Genomic DNA, 13,007 nt, shown 5'->3' with positions numbered 1-13,007 from the left:
CCGGGGATGGCCCCGGCCCGCGATGTCAGCGGAACACTCCCGTGTGGCCCAGCGAGTAGCGGCCCGGCTGCGGGTAGACGGCCAGTCCGTGCGGGCCGCTGCCGACGGGGATGCGGGCCAGCTGCTTGCCGCTCGCCGTGTCGATCGCGTACACCTCGGAGTCGTAACGGCCGGACAGCCACAGCACCTTGCCGTCGGCGGAGACCCCGCCCATGTCGGGCGAGCCGCCCTGGGGCAGCTTCCACTTCTTGGTGAGCTTGTCCTGGGTGAAGTCGAACACGGAGACGGTGCCCTCGCCCCGGTTGGACACGTACATCTCCTTGGAGTCGCGGGAGACGTAGAGCCCGTGGCAGCCCTTGCCGGTGGGCAGCAGGTGCGGGGTGGTGAACTTCTCGCCGTCGAGCACCCACATGCCGTGCGCCATCATGTCGGCGATGTAGAAGGTCTTCCCGTCCGGGGAGATCTTCACGTCCTGGGGCATGGCGCCCTTGAACGGCAGTTTCTGCTGGCCGACGACCTTCATCCCGGCGGTGTCGACCTTGAGCAGCTCGCCGGAGAACTCGCAGGAGACGACGAAGTAGCGGCCGTCGGCGGAGAAGTCGGCGTGGTTGACGCCGTAGCAGCTGACGGGGACGCTCTTCTTCCGCTCCATGGAGTGCGCGTCGCGGAAGACGAGTTCGCGGTCGAGCGAGGCCATGACGACGGCGTACTTGCCGTCCGGGGTGAAGTAGAGGTTGTACGGGTCGTGGACGTCGACGGTCTTGCCGGCCTTGCCGGTGGCCGGGTCGATGGGGGTGAGGGTGTTGCCCCGGTCGTTGTTGACCCAGAGGGTCTTCAGGTCCCAGGAGGGGACGACGTGCTGGGGCTGCTTGCCGACCGGGATGGTCTCGATCACCTTGTAGGTGGCCGGGTCGATGACGGAGACGGTGTTGGAGTTGGTGTTGGGGACGTAGACCCGGGAGGGGAAGTCCTTGACGACCGGGGAGAGCGCGCCCGGGCGGTCGGCGGCGTAGAGGTCGTGCGGATCGAGCGGCGGGGGCATGCCGGGCAGGAGGGCGGGGTCGACGGCCCGCTTGGGTACGGCGGCGGCCGCGGCGGCCTCCTTGGTGCCGGTGGCGTGCGGGGCCGGGGCGGAGCCGCCGCCGCAGGCGGCGAGGCCGGGGCCGAGCAGGAGGAGCAGGACGGCGGCCGTCAGCGCGCGGGTGCGGGCGCTGAGGTGGGCGCGGGTGCCGGGACGAGGGCAGGTGCTGGTGTGGGCGTGGGGGCGGGTGCCTGCGCGGGCGCGGGTGCGGGTGGGGTTCGGCATCAGCTCAGCAGCTCCGTGGTGGTCACCGCGCGCAGGCGGCGGCGGTCGAGGTCGGCGAGGAGGAGGGGCAGCGCGGTGACGGTGTCGGGGTACCCGAGGTGGAGGCTCACGATCGATCCGGCCCGGACGCGCTCGGTGACGTTGGCGACGACGGCGTGCGCGCCGGGCGAGGTGTAGTCGAGGGAGTCGACGTCGTAGGACAGGACGTGCGGGTATCCGGCGCGCTGGGCGGCCTGGCGGACGGTGTCGTTCGCGTGCTGGGTGCGCGAGGGCCGGAACCAGGTGCCGATGGAGCCGGTGAGACGGCGCAGCCGGCGGGCACAGCCGTCGATCTCGGCATATGCCTCGGCTTCGGTCATGTCGTTGATGCCGATGTGGCGCTGGGTGTGGTTGCCGAGGTCGTGGCCGCCGTCCAGGACGCGCCGGGCCATCTCGGGGTGCCGGTCGAGCCAGTCGCCGACTGCGAGGACGGTGAGCCGGGCGCCGCCGTGTTCGGCTCGTTCCAGTACGGCGCGGGCGAGGGCGGGGTCGCCCTGGCCGTGGAAGGTGAGCGCGACGCGGGGACGGTCGGGCGGGCCGGTGGCGATCTCGGCGGGACGGCCGGGGTAGCGGCGGGGCAGCGGGGCGGCCACGGGCGCGGCGGGGGCGGGGCCCCTGGAGTGGGCGTCGGCGGGCGCCAGTCCGGGGGTGGGGCGGGTCCCGCAGGCGGTGGCGAAGGCCCCCACAAGGGCGGTGGCCGCGCCCGCCCGGAGGGCACTGCGGCGGTCGGTCGGCGTCACAAGTCCATTTAAGGCCGATTGATCCCGAAAGATAATGATCTGGCCCGCTTGATCCTGTGTTTACACCCTTTGCCCCGTGTCCACCATGCGGACGGAGGGAGGAAACAACCAGTAAACCCTATATTTATTCATCGTTTGAAAGGTGAGTGCTGTACATCACCGAGGATTCATCTGCGCCACACCCTTGATTGTCCGTATATGCCTGTTAGGGCCTTTTGGCTACAAGGCCACCTGTCTGAGATAGTCGGTGCCACGACCCCCATTGACCCGGGCCAGGTCGTCAAGCGGCTGTGGATACACCCCCCCGTCCACGGCGCATCACACGAAAGCCCCCACGCGCCCCACCAACGGCGGACGGGGGCTTTCGTGCGTCCGGGGGGGGCGTGCCGACGGGGGCCGTGCGGGGGCGGCAGGCGGCAGGCGGCAGGCGGGGCTCGACAGCTGACAGGGGGCGTCGGCGGTCGGGGACGTCAGCGGTCGAGCACCCGCATCTCGAACCAGACGGTCTTGCCGCGCGGGGCCAGATCGACGCCCCAGCGGTCGGAGAGCTTGTCGACGAGCATGAGGCCCCGGCCGCTGGTGTCGAGCTCGTGCACCGGCATCAGACAGGGCAGTCCGCGCGAGGGGTCGCGCACCTCGATCCGGATCCGGCCGCGGCGGCGGTGCATCCGCAGAGTGAAGGCGCGGGCGCCGGTGTGACGCACGGCGTTGCCGACCAGTTCGGAGACGAGCAGGACCGCGTGCTCGGCGATCTGCGGTCCGAGACTCCATTCGCGCAGCACCACCCACTGGGTGAGCCGGCGGGCGAGTGCGGCGGACCGGGGAAGCGACGGCAGCCGTACGTCCTCCTCCGCCGGGTTGCCGTACTCGGCCAGCGCCTGTGTGGTCACCCGGTACGTCTCCGCCGCCTGTTCGTCCTCGGCGCCGGGCCCCCATCGGGCGACGACGCCCGTGCCGCGCTGCCGCGGCTGCTCCATACCCTCCAGGCCCGCCATGCCCACCATCATGGCCGCCCGGGGCCGTTCGCGGGGCCGTTCCCCGGGAATCGCCCCTCCAGAATCGACAATTCCGGGCCAGTGACAATGGCACATGCCGAGGGTGCCCCAGGGGCCATGAGGCCCTATCGCTCCGGAGCCCGGACATGGGACGGCCCGCGGCCGGAGAACCGGACGCGGGCCGTTCGTCACGCGCGGGCGCGCGCGGGGGACTTCGGGCGTACGGAGGACTCGGGTCGTACGGCGTACAAGCCCAGACGTACAACGTACGAGCCCAGACGTACGATGTACGAGTTCAGGCGTACAACGTACGAGTTCGGACGGCGGCTCAGACGAACTTCGCCTTGCCCGGCCCCTCCTCGACGAAGCTGCGCATGCCGCGCTCGCGGTCCTCCGTCGCGAACAGGCCCGCGAACCAGGTGCGTTCGATGGCGAGACCGGTGTCGATGTCGGCCTCCAGCCCCTGGTCCACGGCCTCCTTGGCCGCGCGCAGCGCGATGGCCGGGCCCTGGGCCAGCTTCGCCGCCCAGGCATATGCCTGCTCGTAGACCTCGGCGGCCGGGACGACGCGGTCGACCAGGCCGAGCTGGAGCGCCTCGTCGGCCTTCACCATGCGGCCGGTGAAGATGAGGTCCTTCGCGCGGGAGGGACCGATGAGACGGGAGAGGCGCTGGGTGCCGCCGGCGCCGGGGATCAGACCGAGCAGGATCTCGGGCTGGCCCAGCTTGGCGTTGTCGGCGGCGATCCGGTAGTCGGCGCAGAGCGCCAGCTCGCAGCCGCCGCCCAGCGCGTACCCGGTGACGGCCGCGACGACGGGCTTGGGGATGCGGGCGATGGCGGTGAAGGAGTCCTGGAGCGAGCGGGACCGCACGACCATCGCCGCGTGATCCATGACCTGCATCTCCTTGATGTCCGCACCGGCGGCGAACACCTTCTCGCCGCCGTAGAGGATCACGGCGCGCACGTCGTCGCGACGGGTCGCCTCCTCGGCCAGCTCGCGCAGCCGGTCCTGGGTGGCGATGTCCAGGGCGTTCATCGGGGGACGGTCGAGACGGATCGTGCCGACGCCTTCGGCGACTTCGAGGTTCACAGTCATGCCCGGAAGGTTAGCCGCCGTGTACGGCGCGGGACCCGGTGCCGTTGGTCACAGCACCGGGTCCCGTGTGATGGTCCGCCAGGCCCGAACGCCGGGCCGTGGGCCGGTCAGGCCGTCAGCCTGTCGACGCCTGGAGCGTCAGGCCTTCCACTCCGACCAGGACATGTTCCAGCCGTTGAGGCCGTTGTCCGGCTGGATCTGCTTGTCGCGGGAGTTCTTCACGACGACGACATCGCCGATGAGCGAGTGGTCGAAGAACCAGGCGGCCGGCATCGAGCTGTCACCGGCACCCCGCGCGTCGCGCAGGCCCACACAGCCGTGGCTGGTGTTCGTGGTGCCGAAGATCGAGGGCGAACCCCAGTAGTTACCGTGGATGAAGGTGCCGGAGTTGGACAGTCGCATGGCGTGCGGCACGTCCTTGATGTCGTACTCGCCACCGAAGCCGACCGTGGCCCCGTTCATCCGGGTGATCTTGAACTTCTCGCTGATGACCATCTGACCGTTGTACGTGGTCGTGGACGGCGCGCCCGCGCTGATCGGGATGGTCTTGATGACCGCTCCGTCGCGCTCGATCTTCATCGTCTTGGCGCTCGCGTCGACCGTGGAGACCTGACGGCGGCCGATGGTGAAGGAGAAGGTCTTCTTCTGCTTGCCGTACACACCCGGACGGCCCTCGACACCGTCGAGGTTGAGCTGCACGGTCACCTTGGTGCCGGCGGCCCAGTAGTCCTCGGGACGGAAGTCGAGCCGGTCGTTGCCGAACCAGTGGCCCTCGATGTCCACGGCCGGCTCGGCCGTGACCTTGATGCCGCGCTCGACGGCCTCAGGGTCGGTGATGCCGCGGCTGAACCGGATGGAGACCGGCATGCCGACGCCGACGGTCTGGCCGTTCTCCGGCGTGTACTGACCGATGAAGGTGTTCTGCGGGACGAGCGTGGTGAAGCTCGTGTCCTTCGCCGACTCAAGACCCGCGGAGTCCTTGGCGATGGCGTGCACCTTGTACTTGGTGCTGGCCGAAAGATGCCCGGTCGGCTCCCAGCTGGCGCCGTCGGCGGACATCTTGCCCTCGACCTCGTGGCCCTCGGAGTCGGCGACCGTGACCGTGGTCAGCTTGCCCTTCTCGGCCGTCACCTTCAGCGCGCCGTTGGTGGCGACCGCGTCGGCGCCGTCCTTCGGAGCGATCGCGACGACCGCCTGCGAGGCGGCGGTGTCCCCGCCCGACCCGGCGCCCACCGAGCCCGAGGCGCCCTTGTCGTCGCCGCCCCCGCACGCGGTCAGGACGAGAAGCATCGTCCCCGTCGCCAGGGCACCCAGGCCCCGGATGGCCCGGCGACTGCGACGTCCCGCGAAAGCTGCGGATATCGGCTGCCCGTTCACTATCCTGTTCTCCCCTCATATGGCACCGGCTTCGCCGGTTCCCACCCCCGGTGCGCGACTCCTCCCGCGCACACAGCGTCAGATAACCACACCGCTGGTCACGAAACTTCCCTTCGAATGTCACCGTTCCGTCGCAGTTCACTCGAACGAGCCCCGAAATCCCCGGAATCTGGGAGTCCGGCAACAGAAAAAGGTGCTAAAGGGGCTGCGGATGCCCTGAGGGGGTGGGTGGGCGCCGCCGGGAGGGAGCGGAGGCGCCGGCGGAACAAGGCGGTGGAAGAGATCTGCCGAGGGGCATGGAAAGAGGTCGGCCGAGAGTCGTGGGGGAGTTTCGGCCAGGGCCCTGTGACCGTACGGCCGAGGGCCCTGGCAGGGGTCAGTGCAGGGCCGAGCCCGCCTTCCACTGGGTCCAGTTGAGATTCCAGCCGCTCAGCCCGTTGCCGGCGGACACGACCGAGTCGCGGGAGTTCACGACCTCCACCACGTCGCCGATCAGCGTCCGGTCGAAGAACCAGCCCGCCGGGGTGTCCGCGCCGCCGCCCTTCACATCGCGCAGTCCGACACAGCCGTGGCTGACGTTCGTCGCGCCGAAGGTGTCCGCCGGCGCCCAGTAGTTGCCGTGCAGGAAGGTCCCGGAGTCGGTGAGCCGCATCGCGTGCGGCACGTCCTTGATGTCGTACTCGCCGCCGAAGCCGACCGTGGCCCCGTTCATCCGGGTCACGTCGTACAGCTCCGTGACCACCATCTTCCCGTTGTACGTGGTGGTCGACGCCGCACCGGCGGTGATGGGCAGCGTGGTGAGCAACTCGCCGTCGCGGCGGATGTCCATGGTGTGCCGCTCGGCGTCGACGCGGGAGAGCTGCGCGCGGCCGACGGTGAAGGCGACCGTCCTGCGCTGGATCCCGTACGTGCCGGGGGCGCCCTCGACATCGCGCAGATCGAGGTCGACGGTGACCCGGGTGCCGGGGCGCCAGTACGCGGCGGGGCGGAAGTCCAGCCGGTCCGTGCCGAACCAGTGGCCGGCGACCTCCACGGGCGGATCGGACGTCACCCTGATCGCCCGCTCGACCGCCGCGCGGTTGCGGATCCCCTGGTTGAAGGAGAGGGAGACGATCATCCCGACGCCGACGGTGGAGCGGTTCTCCGGCTTGAAGTAGCCGATGAAGCGGTTCTCGGGCACGACGGTGGTGAAGGTGGTGTGCCGGGCCGAGCGGCGGCCGTGGCCGTCCAGCGCGACCGCGTCGACGCTGTACTTGGCGGCGAGCGCGAGCCGGGTGCCGGGGCTCGGCCGCCAGCGCAGCCCGTCCGTGGAGATCTCCCCCGCGACCCGGGTGGACTGGCCGTCCTCGACTTGGACGACCGTCACCCGTTCCAGGCGTCCGCTGGTCACGGACACTTCCAGGGGTCCGTCGGCGGGCGCCCCTCGGCTGCCGTCCTCCGGGTTCACCCGGATCACGTCGCCCGGCGCCCGGCCACCCGGCAGCTTCAGGTCGATCGTCACCGTGCCGCCGCCCAGCTTGCAGCCGCTGAGCCCGGCCATCCCCACGAACAGTCCGGCCGACAACCCGGCCACCGCGAGCGCGCCGCCCGCCCGCTTTCGCACACTTCTCACGCCCCGCCCAACGACGGACACCGCGCGGGGAAACGTGCGGGGAAGCGTGCGGGGGTGGGTGAGGGGGTACGTGCGGGCGGGCCGGGCGGGCGTCGGCGGGGCGTCCTGGAGGAGGCGTTGACGCGGCCCGGACCCGGGCCGGGCGCGGCTCGCGTACGGACCCCAACCCGGCCCTGAGCGGTCAGCCTCGGTCGGAGACCCGTACGTAGCAGGTGTAGTCGCCCTCGACCTCGGCGTTGTTCGAGCCGATGGAGACGGTGGGCGAGCCATTGGCATAGTAGGTGCCCGTCGGGCGGGCGTCGCGGACCCAGGCGGACGGCGCCGCGCCGAACTTCCGCCCGCAGAGATCACTGGACCGCTTCTCGGCGAAGGCGAAGCCGTCGTCGCCCTCGAACGACTCCTTGAACTTCAGCTGCCCGAAGACCCGCAGATCGGCATCGGCCCCACAGGCGACGGGCCGGATCAGCTCGACGTCGTCGAGACCGGTGTCGGTGGAACCGCACGCGCCCGGCTTCGTCTCGGCGAGCGGCCGCAGCACCTTCGCGGCGTCCTCGGTCTTTCCGTCCCGGTCCCCGGCCGCGGGCACCTTGGTGGCGCCGTGGCCGGTGAGGACGTACTCGGCCTTGACGGAGGTGATCGCGCGCGGCATCCCCGCCTTCCGCAACACGTCCAGGACCGGCGTGTAGTCGGCGGTCGCCTTCAGGAGCCGCCCCTTGTCGTCAGCCACCACGGTCAGATCGACCGCGCGGCTGTCCTCGCCTTCCACCAGCATGTTTCCGACGCTGTTCGGGAGTCCGTAGCGGGCGAGGCGCGGAGGCACGTCGAGCTTGTACGTGCGGCTGCCGTCGGCGCCCTTGACCGGCTGTTCCTTCTCGCGGGCCATGCGGACCAGCTCGGCGAGCGTCCCGCCGTACGGTGCCGCGTCCCCGGCGCGCTGGAGCAGACCGTCCATGAGGTCGGTCAGCTCCTTGGGGCCCCGCGAGGAGTAGCGCAGCCAGTCGCCCTGGCGGGTGCGGAAGTCGATCTCGCTGCCGTGGATCGCGTACGTCTCGCGCACAGCGGGCCCGCCGGAGCGGCTGCCGAACATGTCGGCGGCCGCCTGTCCGGGGAAGGTGTGCGGGACCTTGAACACGCGCTCCACGCGGGCGGTGTTCGCGGTGTAGTCCTGCGTGCCGGTGGACCGGTCCACGGCGGTGCCGCGGGCCGAGCCGTAGCTCAGGGTCGAGGTGAAGGCCGCGTTGCCCGCTTCCTTCGTCGCCCTGGTGACGGCCGCCAACTGGCCGCCGAGGCTCACTTCGTAGACCGGCGTCGGCGTCGGCTTCGGCGGCTCGCTCCCGGCCGCCGCCCCGGAGCCGCCCGGCCCGCACCCCGCCACGAGCAGCAGCGGCAGCAGAGCCGCGACGGCGACACGACGCCGCCCGGCCCGATGATCGTTTCTGGTCCCCACCCTGGAATTCCTTCGTCCGTTCGACTGCTTGACCCGGATGGTAAGCGATCAAGGTCGGCGGAAGCAGGCGGGAAACCGCAGGTGGGAGGGGCGACGGGGCGACGAACGGGGTGGTGGGAGTGGCGGACCCGGGAGTCAGCGGGCGCCGCCCAGGATGGCGCGCTGGTAGCCGACCGCCACCGCCTCCGCACGATCCTTGACGCCCAACTTGGCGTAGATGTGGGTGAGATGGGTCTTCACCGTGGCCTCGCTGATGAAGAGTTCGGCGGCGATCTCGCGGTTGGGGGTGCCCTGGGCGACGAGGGCGAGGACCTCGCGTTCGCGGGCGGAGAGAGAAGTGTCGGCGGGAGCCGCAGGGGTGCGGACCCGGGTCACGAGGCGGCCGGCGACCGCCGGGGAGAGGACGGTGCGGCCCTCGGCGGCGGCCCGGACGGCGGCGAACAGTTCCTCGCGCGGCGCGTCCTTGAGGAGATAGCCGGTGGCGCCCGCCTCGATGGCCGGGAGGGTGTCGGTGTCCGTGTCGTACGTGGTGAGGACCAGGACCCTGGAACGGGCGCCGCGCCGGACGAGTTCGGCGATCGCGTCGACACCGCCGCCGCCGGGCATGCGCAGGTCCATCAGGACCACGTCGGGGTCGAGGCGCCCGGCGAGTTCGACGCCCTCGACGCCGTTCGGCGCCTCGCCGAGGACCCGGAAGCCGGGGCCGGCCTCGAACATGCCGCGCAGTCCGTCGCGGACCACGGGGTGGTCGTCGACGATGAGCAGGGTGATCTCAGGGCGCGTCTCAGGCCGCATCTCGGTCTCCGTCCGGGTAGGCCAACGGTACGCGGGCGCTGATGGCCGTGCCGTGGCCGGGTTCGGCCTCCACGGTGAGGGCGCCCGCGAGGCGTTCGGCGCGGGCCCGCATGCCGCCGAGGCCGAAGCCGCCCGCGCCGCTGCGGGCGGGGACGGTGGCGGGGTCGAAGCCCCGGCCGTCGTCGCGTACGTCGAGGGTGATCTCGTCCCCCATATAGGAGAGGGTGACGCCCGCGCGGGCGGCGCCGGAGTGGCGCTCGGCGTTGGCGAGGGCTTCCTCGGTGATCCGCAGCAGGGTCGCGGCGATCTCGTCGTGGAGCGGGAGTTCGGTGCCGGTGACGGTGAACCGGGCGCTGATGCCGGTACGTTCGGACCAGGTGGCCACGGTCTGCTCCAACGCGTCGGGGAGCGTGGCGTGTTCGAGAGCGGCCGGGCCGAGGTCGTGGACCGAGCGCCGGGCCTCGCCGAGGCTGTGCCGGGCGAGTTCGGCGGCGCGGCGCAGATGGACGCCGGCGACGGCCGGGTCCGAGGTCGCGGTGACGGCCTGGAGCTGGGCGATGACCCCGGTGAGACCCTGCGCGATCGTGTCGTGGATCTCGGCGGCGAGCCGCCGCCGCTCGTCCGCGATCCCCGCCTCCCGCGCCTGGAGCAGCAACTGGGCCTGGAGCGCGGCGTTCTCGGCGAGCGCCTGCTCCAGGCGGGTGTTGGTCCGGGCCAGCGCGACCGCTTTCTCGGCCTCCTTCGCCCCGAGGTGGGAGAGGCCGATGGCAAGGCTGGCATTGATCACGAACAGACCGCCGAACAGCACCCATTGGAGGCCGGAGCGCGGCGGGAGTCCGCCGGACTGCGAGCCGGCGAGGGTGAACGCGACGGCGAGCAGCCCCGCCCGGGTGAGCGCGGGGCGGGGCGGCAGGAGGTGGGTGGTGTCGAAGTAGCCGACGCAGGCGAAGATCGCGAAGAGCGGGTTGGCCCAGGTGAGCGCGAGAGCGAGGGCGGTGCGGGCGACGAAGTAGCAGACGGAGGCGGCGCCGGGTGCCCCCGGGACGAGGACGGGCGACGCCGGACGGTGCTCGCTCCCGGCCCCAAAAGCCGCCGTGACCCCGGCGGCGCAGGCCTGGCCGGGCCCCTCCTGCGGCACCGCACCGCCCCGGTCGCCCCGACCGCCCCGGCGCAGTGACCAGCAGACGAGCAGGGTCAGCGTCACGGGGACGAGGACGGCCATCGCCCGGGGGTGGGACTGGTCGCCGAACGCGTCGTTCGCGGCGGCGGAGAAGAGGGTGGCGAGGGCGAGCAGCCCGTACGGGCCCCAGCGGAAGAACTGCCGCCAGCGCTCCTCGACGGGGGTGGGCGTGGTGGCGCGGGGCCGCGCGGGAAGGGACGGCATGGAGGCGGGCCGCGCGGACCCGGCAGGGTCCGGGGAAACCGTCGCCGTGGCAGCGGCGGCCGGGGCCGGGCGGGCCGGCGTCGGGACCGGTGGCGGGACGGATGGCGGGACCGGTGGCGTTCCGGCTGCCGCCTTCTCCGTGGCGGCTCCGCCCCTCCTCGCACGTACCCCTGTCGTCGTACGTGTCGCCTGCGTCGTCACGCCGCACACCCCCATGTCCTCGGCCTCGGCCGCCGGTCCTCGACTCGCGCCCCGCCCCGCCCGTGTGCCGTCACTCGCGAACCGTCACTCCCAGCGGAACCAGCGGACCGCCGCCCCGGTGAGCAGGACCGTCCACAGCGCCAGGATCCCGAGCGCGGACCAGGCGGGCCAGTCGCCGCGCATGGCCGCGTCGAGTGCCTGGGAGGCGGCGCCGAGCGGGGTGAACTCGACGATTCCGCGCAGCGTATCCGGCATCTGCTGGACCGGCAGCCAGACGCCCGCCGTGAACATGCTGGGGAAGAAGACCGCCGAGCCGACCGCCTGGGCCATCTTCGCGGTACGGGAGACCGCGCAGACCGCCGAGCCGAGCGCGAGGCTCGCGGTGATCGCGAGGAGCAGGGCGACGACGTAGCCGGGCACGTGCCCGGGCAGGGCCACGTCGAAGGCGACCCGGCCGACGGTGATCACGAGCAGCCCGGAGACCAGCGCGGCGCCGCCGTGCAGGACGAGTTGCGCGCCGAGCAGCGCGCCGGGGCGCACCGGGGTGGTGGACAGGCGGCGCAGGATGCCGCGTTCGCGATAGCCGGCGAGGACCGGGGGCAGGGCCTGGAGCCCGGACATGATCAGGGCGAAGAGGACCGCGACGGGGACGTAGAGGTCGACGGGCCGGCGGCCGTCGTCGCCGGTGGCCTCGCGGAAGGAGGGGATCGAGCCGAGGATGGCGAGCAGCACCGTCGGCGACACGATCACCCAGAACAGGGCGGCGGGTTCGCGCAGGAAGAGACGGATCTCGGTGCGCAGCATGGTGAGGGCCGGGCGGGCGGGAGCGGAGCGGGGCGCGACGGCCGGGCCGTGCGCGGTGGCGGGAGTGGACGGAGGGGTCACTTGTCGGCTCCGGTCAGGTCGAGGTAGGCGTCGTCGAGGGTCGCGTCGGTGACGCGCAGGCCGCGGACGGTGGACCCGGTGCGGGCGAGCAGCTGGACGAAGGCGTTCACGGTGGCGTCCGTGCCGGTGACGGTGGTCCGGCCGTCACGGGTCTCGGCGCCGGTGGCGCCGGGCAGGGCGGCCAGTTCGGGGTGGCCGAGCCTCGGGTCGGCCTCGAAGGAGACCGAAGTGGCGGCGGTGGCACGGCCGATGAGCCCGGCGGGGGTGTCGAGGGCGGTGACCCGGCCCCGGTCGATGACGGCGATCCGATCGCAGAGCCGCTGGGCCTCCTCCATGAAGTGGGTGACGAGGAGGACGGTGACCCCTCGGTCGCGGACGGACTCGACCATGTCCCAGGTGTCGCGGCGGCCACGCGGGTCGAGGCCGGTGGTGAGCTCGTCGAGGATGACGGCGCGCGGGTTGCCGATCAGCGCGAGGGCGATGAACAGCCGCTGCTGCCGGCCTCCCGACAACTTGGCGAACCGGGTATCGAGTTGGTCGTCGAGACCGAGCTGTCCGGCGAGTTCGCGCCAGTCGGCGGGGTGCTCGTAGAAGGAGGCGTACAGTTCGAGCGCCTCACGGACGGTGAGTTTGGGCTGGAGCGCGCTCTGCTGGAGCTGGACGCCGAGCAGCCGGGTCACCTCGGTGTGCCGGGCGACGGGGTCGAGCCCGCCGACGCGGACGGTACCGGTGTCGGGGACCCGCAGTCCGGCGACGCATTCGACGGTGGTCGTCTTCCCGGCGCCGTTGGGGCCGAGGATTCCGAAGATCTCCCCCTCCTCGACCGCGAAGGTGATGCCGTCGGCGGCTTTGCGCTCGCCGTAGGACTTGTGCAGGTCCTGAACCTCGATCATGGGCATGACTCAAGGTTCGGGCGCGGGGCCCGCCGCCGGTATCGGCCATCGCGCTCGAAGCGCGGTCAACCGATCGGTTGATGCGGGGCTACGACCCGGGGCGCGGCGGCGCGGAGCCAGAGGGAGGGGACGGGGCGAGGTGAAGGCGGGGCGGGAGGGGTGAGTCCGCGAGGGTCCGGAGGGCGAGGATGGGGGAAGGCGCGACGGAAGGGCCCGGCGGGAAGGCAACCGAGGGTG

11 protein-coding genes are annotated in these 13,007 nt (G+C 72.0%); all 11 read right to left on the bottom strand.

Going from position 1 to position 13,007, the window contains the following annotated elements; translation table 11 throughout:
* Window positions 1–25: 25 nt before the first annotated feature.
* Window positions 26–1,306, bottom strand: coding sequence for a beta-propeller fold lactonase family protein (locus ACGFRB_RS09565; RefSeq protein ID WP_393241169.1), 1,281 nt, complete (start codon window positions 1,304–1,306; stop codon window positions 26–28).
* The gene (locus tag ACGFRB_RS09560; RefSeq protein WP_393241166.1) at window positions 1,306–2,085 is read right to left on the bottom strand and encodes a polysaccharide deacetylase family protein; all 780 of its coding nucleotides are present in this window, start codon (window positions 2,083–2,085) and stop codon (window positions 1,306–1,308) included. Before ACGFRB_RS09560 ends, ACGFRB_RS09565 begins: the two co-directional genes overlap by 1 nt.
* A gap of 470 nt (window positions 2,086–2,555) precedes the next feature.
* Complete coding sequence (locus ACGFRB_RS09555) at window positions 2,556–3,080, bottom strand: ATP-binding protein (protein WP_393241163.1); 525 nt, start codon at window positions 3,078–3,080, stop codon at window positions 2,556–2,558.
* A 328-nt stretch (window positions 3,081–3,408) separates the two neighbouring features.
* On the bottom strand, window positions 3,409–4,176 hold the full coding sequence (locus ACGFRB_RS09550; protein ID WP_361225016.1) for an enoyl-CoA hydratase-related protein: 768 nt from the start codon (window positions 4,174–4,176) through the stop codon (window positions 3,409–3,411).
* Window positions 4,177–4,314: 138 nt separating this feature from the next.
* A complete protein-coding gene (locus tag ACGFRB_RS09545; protein ID WP_393241160.1) occupies window positions 4,315–5,553 on the bottom strand; it encodes an Ig-like domain-containing protein in 1,239 nt (412 codons plus the stop codon).
* Between the two features lie 376 nt (window positions 5,554–5,929).
* The gene (locus ACGFRB_RS09540; RefSeq protein ID WP_393241157.1) at window positions 5,930–7,165 is read right to left on the bottom strand and encodes an Ig-like domain-containing protein; all 1,236 of its coding nucleotides are present in this window, start codon (window positions 7,163–7,165) and stop codon (window positions 5,930–5,932) included.
* A 181-nt stretch (window positions 7,166–7,346) separates the two neighbouring features.
* On the bottom strand, window positions 7,347–8,612 hold the full coding sequence (locus tag ACGFRB_RS09535; protein WP_393241154.1) for a hypothetical protein: 1,266 nt from the start codon (window positions 8,610–8,612) through the stop codon (window positions 7,347–7,349).
* Window positions 8,613–8,747: 135 nt separating this feature from the next.
* Window positions 8,748–9,407 (bottom strand): response regulator, encoded by a 660-nt coding sequence (locus ACGFRB_RS09530; RefSeq protein ID WP_393241151.1) that lies wholly within the window; start codon window positions 9,405–9,407, stop codon window positions 8,748–8,750.
* A complete protein-coding gene (locus ACGFRB_RS09525) occupies window positions 9,397–10,791 on the bottom strand; it encodes a sensor histidine kinase (RefSeq protein WP_393241148.1) in 1,395 nt (464 codons plus the stop codon). The genes ACGFRB_RS09530 and ACGFRB_RS09525 overlap by 11 nt, the downstream gene beginning before the upstream one ends.
* A 285-nt stretch (window positions 10,792–11,076) precedes the next feature.
* Window positions 11,077–11,796 carry an ABC transporter permease gene (locus tag ACGFRB_RS09520; protein ID WP_393241551.1) on the bottom strand — a complete coding sequence of 240 codons (720 nt, stop codon included), beginning with the start codon at window positions 11,794–11,796 and terminating at the stop codon, window positions 11,077–11,079.
* A 77-nt stretch (window positions 11,797–11,873) separates the two neighbouring features.
* Entirely contained in the window at window positions 11,874–12,776 is a 903-nt protein-coding gene (locus tag ACGFRB_RS09515) for an ABC transporter ATP-binding protein (RefSeq protein WP_393241145.1), read from the bottom strand.
* Window positions 12,777–13,007: the final 231 nt, after the last annotated feature.

This window comes from Streptomyces sp. NPDC048718 (genome assembly GCF_043198875.1).
Classification (GTDB): Bacteria; Actinomycetota; Actinomycetes; order Streptomycetales; family Streptomycetaceae; genus Streptomyces.
This window is presented reverse-complemented; position numbering and strand designations above follow the sequence as displayed.